This window comes from Nocardioides alpinus, assembly GCF_900112035.1.
Taxonomy (GTDB): Bacteria; Actinomycetota; Actinomycetes; order Propionibacteriales; family Nocardioidaceae; genus Nocardioides; species Nocardioides alpinus.
The window spans coordinates 201,750-216,428 of record NZ_FOKC01000003.1 but is presented as its reverse complement, the minus strand read 5'-3'; the positions used below and the strand labels follow the sequence as shown (position 1 = coordinate 216,428).

Genomic DNA, 14,679 nt, shown 5'->3' with positions numbered 1-14,679 from the left:
AGCCGGCGCGCCCAGCGACCTGATCCAGCGCGCCCTACGCCCAGTAGATCTCGACGCCGTCGTCGGCGGCCTCGTCCATGACGCCTGCCTGGTGCTGGGTGAGCCGCCGGGTGCCGGTGTGGTCGACGAGGAACGCCTGGCCGTGGGGTGTGGTCCAGAGGTGCCTGCCGGAACCGGCCACGCGGCATCGATAGCCGCCGAAGGTCTTCCATCGGTGGTGCCGTCGGCGCAGCGGGCCGGAGTTGTGGGTGCCGGTCTGGCCGGGTGGCCCGGTGTCGTCGTACGGCGTGGAGTGGTCGTAGTCGACGCCGTCGCGGGTCGCCGTACGAGGTGAGAACGGGAAGCAGTCGCCGCCGACCTGGGTCCACACGTGGTCCTTGATGTCCTCGGGGTGCTCGTAGGCGTCGACGCGTCGGCGCATCCTCAGGTCGAGGACAGGGGTGACGGTGACTGCGGCGTTGCCGAGGACCTCGTGGAGCTGGGCGATGTCGATGGGCCCGACGCCCTCGACCCGGGCGACGCCGACACCGGTGCGGAGCGCCTCATCGGTGACGTGGACGAAGAGGCGGCCGCGGTTGCGGAGCCGCTCGAGGCGCCGGGCAGGCAGGGTGCAGAGCTTCTCGAGGGCACCCGTGGTGTGCTCGGGGAGCCAGGCAGGCGGGGCGGCGTCGCCGGCACCATCGATGTCGGTCTCGTCGTCGGGATCCGCGGGGTCGGCCACGTCGGTGTGCTCGAGGAGGAGCTTGATGAGCTCGGCGGGTCGGGCGAGCCAGCCGAGGGCCAGCGAGCGGAGCTCGTCGTGGTTGTGGTCGGCACCGAGGGTGAGGCTGAGGATGTCGGCGACCCGGTCGACCATCGCGTCGATCCAGGCGGCGTCGCCGGCGGTGACGCGGGCGATGATGCAGCGGTAGCCGTACTCGTCGGTGCGCGAGAGGCGTACGTAGCGCTCGTGGCGGAGGCGCTCGCGCTCGGCGCGGTGCGTCTCGGGATCGGCCTCGATGACCTTCGCGCGGGTGATCTCCAGGACGGTGGAGGGCGCGTGGCCGCGGATGGCCTTGGCGATCGCGCGGTCGACGCGGACCACCTGCTCGCTGAGCAGGGAGCGCGACAGGACGGCAACCTGGCGGGCGACCCAGGGCTCGCAGGCGCCGGCCTCGACGATGGCCCAGGTGCGTGGGAGGCGGTGGACGAGATCGAGGCCGTCGGCGATCAGCGCCCTCGTGGTCGCGGGGTGGGTCTCGCGGGCCATGGCGAGCTCGGGGATGGCGTGCTCACGGAGCGCGGGGGTGCCGTCGCCGCCCGGGGTGACCATCGGGTCGCGGTCATCATGCGGGTGGCCGTGGAGGACGGCCCACTGGATCGCCAGGTGCAGCTCGGCGACCTCGGCCAGACGGCGGGCCGTGAGTGCCTGCCCAGCCAGGTCCAGCACCTGGCCCGCGCTCGCTCCATCGGCCACCTGGGGCGGCTGCTGAAGGAGACGGGGAGCGGCCATGCCTCATGATATCGAACAGATGTTCGAGTGACAAGCAGGTTCGCGGCCGGTGTGGAGAAGAGACCAGGCCGGTGTCGAGCCGTGCCCCAGAGGATCGGACGGCAGGTCCTCCGGCTTGACCGCCGCCGGGTCGACGAACTGGTGGAAATCGCCCATGAAGGTGTGCACGAACCCGCACCGCAGGCAGATGACGCCGGCCGCGGACAGGCTCGACCCTAGGCGACCGGGCCGGGCCCGGGTCCGTCACCCGGATCGGGGGAGGAGCCCTTGCAGCATCGTTGCCACGCTCGGAGGACGCCGACACCAGGACCGGAGCCCCCATGTCGCACGCAGTGCAGCCCACTCTTCCGCCACCGCCCGAGGGTCCGATCGTCTACCCCCAGCGTCGAGCCGTCCTGTGGGGTGCCAAGGCCCTGGGCTACCTCGTGTACGCCTACCTGGTCCTCACGCAGATCGTCCTCGGGCTGGGATTCATCCTGCTGCTCTTCGGCGCCAACCCCGAGCCGGCCTTCGTCCAGTGGGCCTACCGGTCTCTCGACCGCGCCATGGAGCAGTTCCGCGGCATCTTCACCTCGATCGAGCTCGGCCAGACGGGCAACGACGTCGCGGCGGTGCTCGACGTCTCGATCCTCTTCGCCATGGTCGTCTACGCCATCATCGCCTGGATCATCCATGCCGGAGTCGCCTGGCTGGCAGCACGCATCACCCGTCTGGACCGTGAGGACCAGCAGTACCAGCGTGACCTCCAGCGCTACCAGGAGCAGGTGTTCCAGGAGCAGAAGCTCCGGGAACGCAGCTCCTAGCCGACGCTCAGAACCCGATCGACGGCTCGGGCGCCAGGAGCGTCCGCATCGCCCGCGCCAGCTCGGCGTACGCACCTGATCGGTGCTGGCGGACCAACCCGGCGCGCAGCAGCCCCCCGATGCCGTGCCCGAGGAACCCCGCGCCCAGCACGGCGACGTCGAGGGTGACGTCGGCGTCGTCGTCCGTACGTCGGGCGGCGCCCGAACCGCCCGACGCAGTCAGCCGCCACCGGCCGGCGTTCCACGGCGCACTGCGGTCCTCGACCTCGACGACGACGTCGCAGTCGCCCTCGAACGAGCGCAGCGACCACGCTGCCCCGACGTCGACCAGCCGGATCCAGGTGCTGTCCCAGGTCTGCAGGTCGCCGGTGTCGCGGGGTCCACCGATCCAGCCGAGCAGCGGGTCGTCCGCGCCGATGGCCTCGAGCTTCGTGGTGCCCATCAGGTCGATGTCGACGACCCGACGCGCGAGCGCCAGCCGCGCCGCGGGAAGTCCGCAGAACGTGCCGACCACGACCGTCCCCGACGGCCGCGCCCGCTCCCACTTGTGCTCGCGCCGCAGCCCGACGAAGCCGACGTCCTCGCCGTCGCGGCGGGCGAAGAGGACGCGACGCGCCTCCTTGTCCCGCAGCGCCTCAGCGGGCTCGAGGGACATCAGCGCGAAGAAGTCCGCGGACCCCACGATCGTTCCGGGAAGGTCCCCGGCGAGCCGCACCTGGCACGCACGCATCCGGTCGGTCACACCGGGCGCGGACATGGTGACGAGCTGCGTGGTGATCCCTGACGCCTCTTCCTCGAGGTGCGGAGCCGTGAACGTCGTCCCACGGCCGATCGACACCTGCAGCATGAGCGCCGCCATGCCGTAGCCGAACCTCCCGTAGATGCCGGTCTCGCTGGCGTGCAGCGCCGAGATCGCCACACCTGCGTCGTGGCAGCGGGTGAGGTGGTCGGTCATCATCGCGGCGAGCACGCCACGACGGCGTACGTCCGGGTGCACGCCGACCCAGGTGAGACCTGCGATCGGGACCACGGACCCGCCTGGCAGTGACAGCTCCATCGGACGCACGCCGTAGATGCCGCTGTGCAGGTCCTCCGGGCCGGCAGGGAGGTCGACCACGAACCGCTGGTCCTCGGGCAGGCCGAGCCGGAGGTGCTCGGCATCGGAGTCGGTCACCTCGCCGAACCAGACGAGCTGGTCGGTGGCCAGGTACTTCTGCGCGTCCTGCGAGAGACGTACGTCGATGCTCACTCGAGCAGCCAAACGGTTCGCCGCCGGACCCGCAACCGGTTAAGCGTCCCCACTCGCTAGGGTCGGGGAATGTTCGCCGTCTACGCCGAGACCTTCTCCTTCGACGACCCGCTGAGCGGCCTGATGGTGGGGGAGCGCCCCGCCCCCGAGGCCCCGGACGGGTGGGCCACGGTCACCGTCAGGGCCGCCAGCCTCAACCACCACGACCTGTGGTCGCTGCGTGGCGTCGGCCTGCGCCAGGAGGCGCTGCCGATGATCCTCGGCTGCGACGCCGCGGGCCTGGACGAGGACGGCAACGAGGTCGTCGTGCACGGCGTCATCGGCGACCCGTCGTGGGCCGGCGACGAGGCCGACGACCCCGGCCGGTCGCTGCTCTCCGAGCGGCACCAGGGCACCTTCGCCGAGCAGGTCATCGTGCCGCGCCGCAACCTCGTGCCCAAGCCTGCCTCGCTCTCCTTCGAGGAGGCTGCCTGCCTGCCGACCGCCTGGCTCACCGCCTACCGGATGCTCTTCGTCCAGGGTGACCTCAAGCCCGGCGAGACCGTGCTGGTGCAGGGCGCCGGGGGTGGCGTCGCGACCGCGCTCATCACCCTCGCCCGCGCAGCCGGCCTCACCGTGCTCGCCACGAGCCGCGACGAGTCCAAGCGCGAGCGGGCGCGTCAGATCGGCGCCCACGAGGTGTTCGAGTCCGGCGCCCGGCTGCCGGTCAAGGTGGACGCGGTGATGGAGACCGTCGGCAAGGCCACCTGGACCCACTCGATCCGCGCGCTGCGCCCGGGTGGCCGCATCGTCATCAGTGGCACCACGTCCGGTCCCGACGTCGACGATGCCGGGCTCACGCACGTCTTCTTCAAGCAGCTCTCGGTCATCGGCTCGACGATGGGCACCCGCGCCGAGCTCGACCTCCTGGTGAAGTTCCTCGACGCGACGGGCGCGCGGCCCCTCGTCGACCGCGCCATCCCGATGCAGGACGCCCGCGACGGCTTCGCAGCGATGGCCGAGGGCGACGTCTTCGGCAAGGTCGTCTTCACGCTATGACGGAGAACGCGGTGAGCGGGTCGTGAAGCACGTCCTCACCGGCGCCGGGTCCGGCATCGGCCTCGCGCTGGCGCAGCGACTGGCCGGGCGCGGCGACGACCTCGTCCTCGTCGTCCGCAACGACGCGAGGGCCGCTGAGCTCGAGGACACCTTCCCGCGCGCCCAGGTGCTGGTCGCCGACCTCGCCGACCCCGGCACGCTCAACGGCCTCGGCCGCCAGGTCGACGGGGGAGTGGACACCCTGCTGCACGTGGCCGGCGTGGTCGACCTCGGACCGGTCGGCCGGCTGCGGCTCGCGGACTGGGAGGAGCAGATCGCGGTGAACCTCACCGCACCCGCCGCCCTGACCCGCGAGCTCCTCCCGCACCTGCGCGGCAGTCGCGGCACGGTCGTGTTCGTCAACTCCTCGGCCGGGCTCTCCGCCAGCGCCGGCTGGTCGGCGTACGCCGCCTCGAAGTTCGGCCTGCGCGCCTTCGCCGACTCCCTCCGCGCGGAGGAGGTCGACTCGGGGGTGCGCGTCAGCACGGTCTATCCCAGCCGCACGGCGACGCCGATGCAGGAGAAGGTGCACGAGCAGGAGGGGCGGACCTACGACTCCTCGCGCTGGATCAGCGCGGAGACCGTCGTCGACACGATCCTGCACGTGATCGACCTGCCGGCCGACGCGACCATCCCGGACGTCACGGTCCGACCGGTCGTCCCGCGTCCGGGGACGTGAGCACGAACGCCCGGATCCGGCGGGTGCCCCCGACGCGCTGCCGGTAGCTCAGGTAGCCGGGGTAGAACTGCCCGGCCAGTGCGAAGACCTCCTCGGTCTCCGCCGGCGTCGCCGCCCGCGCGGTCACCTCTCGGGTGGTGCCGCGATAGGTGACCGTGGCGTGCGGGTCCGCCTCCAGGTTGAGCACCCAGGCGGGGGTCGAGGCCTGGCCGAAGTTGGTGCCCAGCAGCGCCAGCGTGTCGTCGTACGGCGTCGCGATGAGGTGGCTCGAGCGTCGCTGCCCGGACCTGCGGCCCGTCGTGGTCACCTCGAGGACCGCGAGCCCGGCCAGCAGGCTCGGCGCGCTGTGCCGTCCCCGCGAGAGGCGTACGACGACGTCGTCGAGGTGGCGCAGGGAGTGCGCGAACACCCAGCCGCCGGGTCGCGTGCCGGCCGCCCAGCGGACGAACCGGTGCAGCGGGTTGGCGGACGAGTGCGAGTAGTCGAGGTCGCTGGCGAGGCCCATGCGGTGATCATGCCTCCCGTGAGCGCCAGTTGAGCGCGCCGACGAGCAGCATCCGCAGCTGGGTGCGTGCCTCAGCCAACGTGCGTGCCTCGGACTCGGGATCCTCGACGAGACGCTCGGCCATCGTCACCACGAAGGAGACGATCAGGTCGGCGAGCAGCGCGATGTCGGTGCTGGAGTACTGGTCCGCAGCCCCGGTGCGGGCGACGTCCGTGGCGAGCTCACGGGTGATCAGGTCGATCTCGCGGCTGATCGCCTCGCGCACGCGGGGCGGGCCGGCTGTGCGCTCGCGGGCGATGAAGGCGTAGTGGGAGCGGTTCTCGCGCACGTGCTGCGCGACGATCGGCAGCGAGCCGTCGATGAAGTCGCGGTACTCCGGGGCATGGCGCCAGACGTCGAGCAGCATCTCGCGCAGCGACCGGAAGCTCTCGTCGACGAGGGCCAGCCCGAGCAGCTCCAGCGAGCCGAAGTGGCGGTAAAAGGCGGTCGGGACGACCCCGACCTGCTTGGCGACCTGGCGCAGCGAGATCGCCGCGAGGTTGGAGTCCGCGGCCAGGGCCAACGCGGCATCGAGGATCGCGCGTCTCGTCCGCTCCTTGCCCTCCGCCCGCGTGCCGGGGTCGCTGATGGCTCAGTCCTCGGGGTCGTCGAGCCGCGCCAACCACACGGCCAGCCGCTCGATCGGGATCTCGAAGTCCGGGTGCGCGTCGACGAAGCCCTGCAGCTGCTCGGCGAGCCACGCCAGGGTGACCTCCTCGTCACCCCGGCGTCGCTCGAGCTCCTCGATCCCGCGGTCGGTGAAGTACATCTCTCCTCCTCGGGACCTGGTGACTCAGTAGTCGTCGCCGCTGCTGCGCGGGGACTCGAAGGCCGCGTCGAGGAGCGTCTTCTGCTCCTCCACGTGACGCTTGACCGTGCCGACCGACGGCGACGCCGACGACGGGCGGGTGACCGGCTCGACGGTCAGCCCGAGCTCGGGCCACACGTTGAGCTGGTAGTGCGGCCACGGGCCCATGTTGCGCGGCTCGTCCTGCACCCAGCGGATCGCTTTCAGGTTCGGGTACTTGGCGATCTCCGCGCGGATCTCCTCGCGGGGGTTGGGGTAGAGCCGCTCGATGCGGGCGATGGCGAACTTCGCGCCGTTCTCGCGCTTGGCACGGTCGACCATGAGGTCCCACGTGACGCGGCCCGAGCACATGATCAGCGTCTCGACCTGCTCCGGGTCGGCCGCCTCGTCACCGATGAAGGGGCGGAAGGTCGTGCTGCCGATGAAGTCGCCGGGCTGCGAGGCCGCTTCCTTGCGCTTGAGCATCGACTTCGGCGTGAAGACGATCAGCGGGCGGTGCTCCTCGCCGAGCGAGTGCCGCCGCAGCAGGTGGAAGTACGACGCGGGGGTCGAGGGCTGCGCGACCACCATCGCGTCCTCGGCGCACATCGTGAGGAAGCGCTCGATGCGGGCCGAGCTGTGGTCGGGGCCCTGGCCCTCGTAGCCGTGGGGGAGCAGGAGCACGACGCCGGACTGCTGGCGCCACTTGGTCTCGCCCGCCGAGATGAACTCGTCGATCACCGTCTGCGCGCCGTTGACGAAGTCGCCGAACTGCGCCTCCCAGAGGACGAGCGCCTCGGGCCGCGCGACGGAGTAGCCGTACTCGAACCCGAGGGCGGCGTACTCCGAGAGCAGCGAGTCGTAGACGTGGAACTTCGCCTGGTCCTCGGTGAGGTTGGTCAGCGGCGTCCACTCGTCGGCGTTGACCCGGTCGATGATCGTGGCGAAGCGCGAGACGAACGTGCCACGGCGCGAGTCCTGGCCGGCCAGCCGTACGGGCCGTCCGTCCATGAGCAGCGAGCCGAAGGCGAGGATCTCGCCGGTGCCCCAGTCGATCGGGCCGTCGGTGATCGCGGCCGAGCGGCGCTGCAGCTGCGGCATCACCTTGGGGTGCACGGTGAAGTTGTCCGGCGGCGTGACGTAGGAGTCGGCGATCCGCTTGAGGACCTCCGGGGTCACCGCGGTCGAGAAGTCGCCCGCCGGCTTGTCCGGGTAGTCGGGGACCGTCGTCCACTCGGTGGGCGCCTCGGAGCTGGCCTCGCGGACCTCGGTGAAGACCCGCTCCAGCTGCTGCTGGTAGTCCTTGAGGACCTGCTCGGCCTCCTCGATCGTGATGTCGCCACGGCCGATGAGGGACTCGGTGTAGAGCTTGCGCACGGAGCGCTTCTGCTCGATCAGGTCGTACATCAGCGGCTGGGTGTACGACGGGTCGTCGCCCTCGTTGTGCCCGCGCCGGCGGTAGCAGACCAGGTCGATGACGACGTCCTTGTTGAACGTCTGGCGGTAGTCGAAGGCGAGCCGGGCGACGCGGATGCACGCCTCCGGGTCGTCACCGTTGACGTGGAAGATCGGCGCCTGGACCATCCGCGCCACGTCTGTGGCGTAGAGGGAGGAGCGCGAGGAGCCCGGTGCGGTGGTGAAGCCGACCTGGTTGTTGATCACGACGTGGACGGTGCCGCCGGTGCGGTAGCCGCGCAGCTGCGAGAGGTTGAGCGTCTCGGCGACCACGCCCTGCCCGGCGAACGCGGCGTCGCCGTGCACGAGCAGGGGGAGGACGGGGAACTTCTCACCCTGGTCGAGCAGGTCCTGCTTGGCGCGCGCGATGCCCTCGAGCACCGGGTTGACCGCCTCGAGGTGCGAGGGGTTGGCGGCCACGGAGACCTTGATCTTGTCGCCCGACCCGGCCACGAACTCGCCCTCGGCGCCGAGGTGGTACTTCACGTCGCCGGAGCCCTGGACGGTCCGCGGGTCGATGTTGCCCTCGAACTCGCGGAAGATCTGGCTGTACTTCTTGCCCACGATGTTGGCGAGCATGTTGAGCCGGCCGCGGTGGGCCATGCCGATGGTGACCTCGTCGAGGCCGGTCTCGGCGGCGGCCTCGCAGATCTCGTCGACCAGCGGGATGGTGGTCTCGCCGCCCTCGAGGCTGAAGCGCTTCTGGCCGACGAACTTGGTCTGCAGGAAGGTCTCGAAGGCCTCGGCCTGGTTGAGCTTCAGCAGGATCCGAAGCTGCTCCTCGCGGGGCGGCTTCACGTGCGGCTGCTCGACGCGCTCCTGGATCCACTTGCGCTGCTCGGGATCCATGATGTGCATGTACTCGATGCCGGTCGTGCGGCAGTAGGAGTCGCGCAGGATGCCGAGGATGTTGCGCAGCTTCATGAAGCGGCGGCCCTCGCCACCGAACGAGCCGGTCGCGAACTCGCGGTCGAGGTCCCACAGCGTGAGCCCGTGCGACTCGATCTCGAGGTCGGGGTGGCTGCGCTGGCGGTACTCCAGCGGGTCGGTGTCGGCCATCAGGTGGCCGCGCACGCGGTAGGCATGGATCAGCTCGAGGATGCGGGCCTGCTTGACGATGTCGTCGTCGTGGCTGGCCACGACGTCGCGGGCCCAGCGGATCGGCTCGTAGGGGATGCGCAGCGATCGGAAGATCTCGTCGTAGAAGTCGTTCTCCCCGATGAGCAGCGCGTGCACGCGCTTGAGGAACTCGCCCGACTGCGCACCCTGGATGACGCGGTGGTCGTAGGTCGAGGTCAACGTCATCGACTTGCTGATCGCGTTGCGGTTGATGGCCTCGTCGGAGGCGCCCTGCCACTCGGGGGAGTACTCCATGGCGCCGACGCCGATGATCGCGCCCTGGCCGGCCATCAGCCGCGGCACCGAGTGCACGGTGCCGATGCCGCCGGGGTTGGTCAGCGAGATCGTGGTGCCCTGGAAGTCGGTCACGGCGAGCTTGTTGTCGCGTGCCTTGCGCACCACGTCCTCGTACGCCGTCCAGAACGCGGCGAAGTCCATCGTCTCGGCGCCCTTGATGCTCGGCACGAGCAGCTGGCGGGTGCCGTCGGGCTTCTTCATGTCGATCGCGAGGCCGAGGTTGATGTGGGCCGGGGTGATCAGGTTGGGCTTGCCGTCGACGACCTCAAACCCGACGTTCATCTCCGGCATCGACCGCAGCGCCTTGATCAGGGCGTAGCCGATGAGGTGGGTGAAGGAGACCTTGCCGCCGCGGGCGCGAGCGAGGTGGTTGTTGATGACCGTGCGGTTGTCCCACAGCAGCTTGACCGGCACCGAGCGCACCGAGGTGGCGGTGGGCACGGTCAGGGAGGCGTCCATGTTGGCCACGGTGCGCGCCGGTGCGCCGCGCAGGACGGTGTAGGTGGGCTCGTCGCTCGTCTGCGACGGGGCGGCCGGCTTGGGGTCCTTCGCCACCGGCTTGGTGGTGCCCTTGGCGGGCTCGTCGGCGGCCGCGGCCGGGCGGGGCGTCGACTTCGGCGCGGCGGGCGTCTTGGCAGGGGCGGCGGCGGGCGCGGCCGCCGGGGCCTTCGCCGGCGCTGCGGCCGGGGCCTTGGCCGGTGCGGCGGCAGGTGCCTTCTCCGGGGCCTTCGCCGCTGCCTTCTCGGGTGCCTTCACCGCTGCCTTCTCGGGCGCCTCGGTGCCGTTCCCGAAGTACGCCGCCCACTCAGGACCCACGCTCCCGGGGTCCTTGTCGTACTGCTCCTTCATCTCCTCGACGAGCCACTCGTTGGCTCCCAGGTCAGAGGATGGAGCAACCGAGGACTGGTTGCCGGACTGCCCGTTCGGGGACTGCGCCACGCGTTTTCGCCTCTTTCAGAACTCTTCGCGCAAGGGTTGGACAACTGTGCCTGACTAGGGCGCTGACAAGGCTAGTCGCACACGCCTTCAAATGCAGGGGCGGGGATGGACTTTGAGGCATGGTGTCGACCACACCCCCTGTCCCACCCGCACCACCCCTGCTGGAGTCGTCATGCCACGCCCCTCACCGGGCCGCACCTCGTGGGCCCGCCGCAGCGCGACGCTCGTGCTTGCCCTCGTCCTGCCGCTGTCGGCGGCCTCCTGCCGCTCGGGCTCGGACCCCTCGGCGGCACCCGAGCGGATCAGCCGCAACGACGCGCAGGCGACGCTCGCGTCGCACCCCCTCGAGACCACGACCAGGATCCACCGGGTCTTCGGCCGGCTGCCCGACGCCCGTCGCAAGGACGTACGCCGTGAGGTCGGCGAGGTCGTCGACCGCTGGTGGGACGCGGCCTACCTCGGCGGTGCCTACCCCCGCAGCAGCTTCCCCTCGGCGTTCCCCGGCTTCACCGACGGCGCCGAGGAGCGCGCCCGGTCGGACAAGGCGCTGCTCACCAACGAGACCAAGGCGCCGGCCGTCGACGCGGTGACGGCCCGCCACCGCGAGGTGTCCCTCGACATCCTCGCCACCGGCAAGGAGGCGCGCTCGGTGACGGCGCACTTCAGGCTGCGATTCGAGGCGAGCGGCCAGAAGGCCGGCACCACCGTCGTACGGGGTCGCCTGTTCCTCACCTTCAAGCGGGGTGCGTGGCGCATCTTCGGCTACGACGTCGCGAAGGGAGCGCGGTGATGAACCCGGTGGTGCAGCGCATTCGTCGAGCAGCGAAGGCTGCCGTACTGGTGGGAGTCCTGGCCGTCACGGCGTTCGTCGTACCCCCGTCAGCCGTGCAGTCGACCGATGTCAGCCTGGTCAAGATCCGCCACGCCCAGGGCGTCGCCGTCGGCGGCGCGGACGTCGTGTGGATCCTCGCGATCGGCTCCGACGCCCGACCCGGGCAGGACATGAGACGCGCACGCGGAGACGCGCTCCAGCTGGTCGGGATCAATGCCCGTACGGGCGCCGCGACCGCGATCGGCGTGCCTCGCGACTCGTGGGTGAGCATCCCCGGGCACGGTCGCGAGAAGATCAACTCCGCGCTCTACTTCGCCGGCCCGCGCGGCATGGCCGGAGCGATGCGCAACCTCGTCGGCATCGAGCCCGACTACGTCATGGTGACCCGGTTCCCGTTCTTCGAGGACATGGTGGACGACATCGGCGGGATCACCGTGACCAACCCGCGCCGGTTCCAGGACCCCTACCTCAAGAAGGAGGGCTTCGCGAAGGGCCTCATCCACCTCGACGGCTACAACGCGATGGCCTTCTCGAGGATCCGCAAGGGACTCTCGGGTGGCGACTTCGACCGCTCGGCCAACCAGCAGCGCACCCTGCGCGGCATCCACGCCCGGATCCGGTCCCAGGCCGACCGGCCCGGCTTCATCGAGCGCGGCGTGATGACCGTGATGGAGCACATGGCCACCAACGCCTCGCCCGCCGAGCTCTTCGAGCTCGCCCAGGCGGTCGCGCAGGTGGACCCGTCGAAGATCACCACGTGCGTCGTCCGCGGGCGGGTGGGCTTCGTCGGCGCGGCCAGCGTGGTCTTCCCCGACGTCGCGCAGGCTCGTCGGCTCGGGCGCGAGGCCCGGGCCGACGCGACGTTGCGCGGCTGCTGAGCGCTGCGCCGCTCCTTGCCGCGTCCACCCAGGTCGCCAACCGACGAGTTGGCGCGCCAACTGGTGAGTTGGCAGGGAACCTCCGACATGCAGCGAGCGGCAGCACCCGACGGGTGCTGCCGCTCGTGTGGCGCGTGGCGCCTCCGGCAGGATTCGAACCTGCGGCACCTGGTACCGGAAACCAGTGCTCTATCCCCTGAGCTACGGAGGCCCGCACCGGCCCCGGGGCCAGTGCGCGGTGAAGACTACCGGTCGGTCGCCGCGGTCGTGAAACCGCCTCAGCGCAGGGCGAGGGAGCCGTTGGTGTCCGCGTCGAAGGGGAGCGCCCGGTGCTCGGCCACGCGGGCGTCGATCGCGGCCGCCACGTCGTCGGGCCAGGGCGCGGTCAGCCGGCTGTCCATCTCGATGTGGAGGAAGATCTCCTCGACCACGCAGGCAACGCGCTGGTGGGTCTCGTCGAGCACGTACACCAGCGCGTGGCAGGCACGCTCGGAGCGGCCCAGCAGGCGCACCCGGGCCGACATGGAGTCGCCGGTGCGCAGCTCGTTGAGGTAGGTCACGTGGTGCTCGGCGGTGAAGCAGGCCTGCCCGTGCGTCAGCGGCCACATCTGCGGGATGCCGACCTCGACGAGCGACTCGTCGAGGCCCTCGCTGGCGATGCCGATGTAGTGGCGGACGTTGAGGTGGCCGTTGATGTCCTCGAACGGCATCGGCACGGGCTGCTCGACGTAGGCCGGGAGGGCGATCAGCTGGTCGTAGGTCGGGTGCGTCGTCACAGCGCAGAACACTAGGCCCAAAGGGGCCGGGTGTGTCCGAGGCCAGGGGGTGAAACCGGTTCGGTCGGTGGCAGGCCCCGCCGATAGGCTGGGCGGGTGACTCCTGAGCAGCTCTCCGAGACCATCGTCGACGCGCTGGCGGCCCTCGTGGCCGACGGCGCGATCACGCTGCCCGACGGCGTGCCGACCCAGGTCACGGTGGAGCGACCGCGGCAGAAGGGCCACGGCGACTACGCCACCAACGTCGCGCTGCAGCTCGCCAAGAAGGCCGGCACCAATCCGCGCGCGTTCGCGGACCTGCTGGCCGGCGCGCTGGGCGAGCGGGACGGCATCGGCGCCGTCGAGGTCGCCGGGCCGGGGTTCCTCAACATCACGGTCGAGGCCGCTGCCCAGGGCCAGGTCGCTGCCGACATCGTCGCGGCGGGAGAGGCGTACGGCTCCTCCGACGCCTTCGCCGGCGAGAAGATCAACCTCGAGTTCGTCTCCGCCAACCCCACCGGCCCCCTGCACCTCGGCGGGGTGCGCTGGGCCGCCGTCGGTGACGCCCTCGGCCGGATCTTCACCAAGACCGGCGCCGAGGTCACCCGCGAGTACTACTTCAACGACCACGGCGCCCAGATCGACCGCTTCAGCTCCTCGCTGCTGGCGAGCGCGCAGGGCCGTCCGGCCCCGGAGGACGGCTACGGCGGCCAGTACATCCACGACATCGCGAGCGCGATCGTCCAGCAGCGCCCGGACGTCAAGGACCTCGACGACGCCGCTGCGCAGGAGGTCTTCCGCCAGGTCGGCGTGGACATGATGTTCGAGGAGATCAAGCAGTCCCTCCACGACTTCGGCGTCGACTTCGACGTCTACTTCCACGAGAAGTCGCTCCACGACTCCGGCGCCGTCGAGCGGGCCATCGCGCGGCTCACCGAGATGGGCAACACCTACACCGAGGACGGCGCGCTCTGGCTGCGCACCGAGCAGTACGGCGACGACAAGGACCGCGTGATCATCCGGTCCAACGGCACCCCCGCCTACATCTCCGGCGACCTCGGCTACTACCTCGACAAGCGCGAGCGCGGCTTCGACCGCTGCTTCATCATGCTCGGGGCCGATCACCACGGCTACGTCGGCCGGATGAACGCCATGTGCGCCGCCTTCGGCGACGAGCCGGGCAAGAACCTCGAGATCCTCATCGGGCAGATGGTCAACCTGCTGCGCGACGGTGAGCCGATGCGGATGTCCAAGCGCAACGGCACCATCGTGTCCATCGACGACCTCGTCGACGCGATCGGCGTCGACGCCAGCCGCTACGCCCTGGCGCGCTACCACTCCGACTCGCCGATCGACATCGACCTCGACCTGTGGGCCAAGGCCACGAACGACAACCCGGTCTTCACCGTGCAGTACGCGCACGCCCGGGTGTCGAGCCTGATGCGCAACGCGGCCGACCTGGGACTGACCGCCGAGTCCCACCCCGACCGCCTCGTCCACGAGAAGGAGGGCGAGCTCCTTCGCGCGCTCGCCGAGTTCCCGCGGGTGGTCAAGGCCGCCGCGGAGCTGCGCGAGCCGCACCGCGTGGCGCGCTACCTCGAGGAGCTATCGGGCACCTACCACCGCTTCTACGACAGCTGCCGGGTGCTCCCGCGTGGCGACGAGGAGGCCGGTGACCTGCACCGCGCCCGGCTCACACTGGTCGACGCGACCCGGGTGGTGCTCGCCAACGGCCTGTCCCTGCTCGGGGTCTCCGCCCCCGAGCGGATGTGA

The 14,679-nt window shown here is 70.7% G+C and carries 13 protein-coding genes and 1 tRNA gene; 6 read left to right on the top strand and 8 right to left on the bottom strand.

What is annotated here, in order from left to right:
• Positions 1 to 34 precede the first annotated feature (34 nt).
• On the bottom strand, positions 35 to 1,492 hold the full coding sequence (locus BM127_RS22220; protein ID WP_175507358.1) for a hypothetical protein: 1,458 nt from the start codon (positions 1,490 to 1,492) through the stop codon (positions 35 to 37).
• Positions 1,493 to 1,812: 320 nt separating this feature from the next.
• Between BM127_RS22220 and BM127_RS08745 the strand changes: the two genes are divergently transcribed.
• Positions 1,813 to 2,295 (top strand): hypothetical protein, encoded by a 483-nt coding sequence (locus BM127_RS08745; RefSeq protein ID WP_091197442.1) that lies wholly within the window; start codon positions 1,813 to 1,815, stop codon positions 2,293 to 2,295.
• A gap of 7 nt (positions 2,296 to 2,302) precedes the next feature.
• Here the strand turns inward: BM127_RS08745 and BM127_RS08740 are convergent, their stop codons facing one another.
• Entirely contained in the window at positions 2,303 to 3,544 is a 1,242-nt protein-coding gene (locus tag BM127_RS08740; RefSeq protein ID WP_091197439.1) for a GNAT family N-acetyltransferase, read from the bottom strand.
• A 69-nt stretch (positions 3,545 to 3,613) separates the two neighbouring features.
• Between BM127_RS08740 and BM127_RS08735 the strand changes: the two genes are divergently transcribed.
• Both BM127_RS08735 and BM127_RS08730 read left to right on the top strand, forming a co-directional pair.
• Entirely contained in the window at positions 3,614 to 4,582 is a 969-nt protein-coding gene (locus BM127_RS08735) for a zinc-binding dehydrogenase (protein WP_091197436.1), read from the top strand.
• Between the two features lie 22 nt (positions 4,583 to 4,604).
• On the top strand, positions 4,605 to 5,300 hold the full coding sequence (locus BM127_RS08730; protein ID WP_091197434.1) for an SDR family oxidoreductase: 696 nt from the start codon (positions 4,605 to 4,607) through the stop codon (positions 5,298 to 5,300).
• Here BM127_RS08730 and BM127_RS08725 read toward each other — a convergent pair.
• Genes BM127_RS08725 through BM127_RS08710 form a run of 4 tightly spaced genes read right to left on the bottom strand, consistent with a single transcriptional unit; the run spans position 5,263 to position 10,441 of the window.
• Positions 5,263 to 5,805, bottom strand: a complete 543-nt coding sequence (locus BM127_RS08725) for a nitroreductase family deazaflavin-dependent oxidoreductase (protein ID WP_091197431.1) — start codon at positions 5,803 to 5,805, stop codon at positions 5,263 to 5,265. The genes BM127_RS08730 and BM127_RS08725 overlap by 38 nt on opposite strands.
• 7 nt (positions 5,806 to 5,812) lie before the next feature.
• Complete coding sequence (locus BM127_RS08720; RefSeq protein WP_276327186.1) at positions 5,813 to 6,382, bottom strand: TetR family transcriptional regulator; 570 nt, start codon at positions 6,380 to 6,382, stop codon at positions 5,813 to 5,815.
• 54 nt (positions 6,383 to 6,436) lie between these two features.
• Complete coding sequence (locus tag BM127_RS22215) at positions 6,437 to 6,613, bottom strand: DUF6104 family protein (protein WP_091197426.1); 177 nt, start codon at positions 6,611 to 6,613, stop codon at positions 6,437 to 6,439.
• 24 nt (positions 6,614 to 6,637) lie between these two features.
• Complete coding sequence (locus tag BM127_RS08710; protein WP_091197424.1) at positions 6,638 to 10,441, bottom strand: multifunctional oxoglutarate decarboxylase/oxoglutarate dehydrogenase thiamine pyrophosphate-binding subunit/dihydrolipoyllysine-residue succinyltransferase subunit; 3,804 nt, start codon at positions 10,439 to 10,441, stop codon at positions 6,638 to 6,640.
• Between the two features lie 172 nt (positions 10,442 to 10,613).
• Between BM127_RS08710 and BM127_RS08705 the strand changes: the two genes are divergently transcribed.
• Together BM127_RS08705 and BM127_RS08700 are read left to right on the top strand one after the other, a co-directional pair.
• Positions 10,614 to 11,231 carry a hypothetical protein gene (locus tag BM127_RS08705; RefSeq protein ID WP_091197421.1) on the top strand — a complete coding sequence of 206 codons (618 nt, stop codon included), beginning with the start codon at positions 10,614 to 10,616 and terminating at the stop codon, positions 11,229 to 11,231.
• 11 nt (positions 11,232 to 11,242) lie between these two features.
• On the top strand, positions 11,243 to 12,151 hold the full coding sequence (locus tag BM127_RS08700) for an LCP family protein (protein ID WP_231263335.1): 909 nt from the start codon (positions 11,243 to 11,245) through the stop codon (positions 12,149 to 12,151).
• A 135-nt stretch (positions 12,152 to 12,286) separates the two neighbouring features.
• Here the strand turns inward: BM127_RS08700 and BM127_RS08695 are convergent.
• Together BM127_RS08695 and BM127_RS08690 are read right to left on the bottom strand one after the other, a co-directional pair.
• Positions 12,287 to 12,362, bottom strand: a tRNA-Arg gene (locus BM127_RS08695).
• A gap of 67 nt (positions 12,363 to 12,429) precedes the next feature.
• The gene (locus BM127_RS08690) at positions 12,430 to 12,927 is read right to left on the bottom strand and encodes a thioesterase family protein (protein WP_091197416.1); all 498 of its coding nucleotides are present in this window, start codon (positions 12,925 to 12,927) and stop codon (positions 12,430 to 12,432) included.
• 96 nt (positions 12,928 to 13,023) lie between these two features.
• Here BM127_RS08690 and argS point away from each other — a divergent pair, with 96 nt between their 5' ends.
• Entirely contained in the window at positions 13,024 to 14,679 is a 1,656-nt protein-coding gene (gene argS, locus BM127_RS08685; RefSeq protein ID WP_091197413.1) for an arginine--tRNA ligase, read from the top strand.

What these genes read in the sequence shown, in the direction of transcription:
- BM127_RS08735 (WP_091197436.1), top strand. Translation starts at nt 3,614, where the DNA reads ATGTTCGCCGTCTACGCCGAGACCTTCTCCTTCGACGACCCGCTGAGC.
- BM127_RS22220 (WP_175507358.1), bottom strand. Translation starts at nt 1,492, where the DNA reads ATGGCCGCTCCCCGTCTCCTTCAGCAGCCGCCCCAGGTGGCCGATGGA.
- BM127_RS08725 (WP_091197431.1), bottom strand. Translation starts at nt 5,805, where the DNA reads ATGGGCCTCGCCAGCGACCTCGACTACTCGCACTCGTCCGCCAACCCG.
- BM127_RS08745 (WP_091197442.1), top strand. Translation starts at nt 1,813, where the DNA reads ATGTCGCACGCAGTGCAGCCCACTCTTCCGCCACCGCCCGAGGGTCCG.
- BM127_RS08705 (WP_091197421.1), top strand. Translation starts at nt 10,614, where the DNA reads ATGCCACGCCCCTCACCGGGCCGCACCTCGTGGGCCCGCCGCAGCGCG.
- BM127_RS22215 (WP_091197426.1), bottom strand. Translation starts at nt 6,613, where the DNA reads ATGTACTTCACCGACCGCGGGATCGAGGAGCTCGAGCGACGCCGGGGT.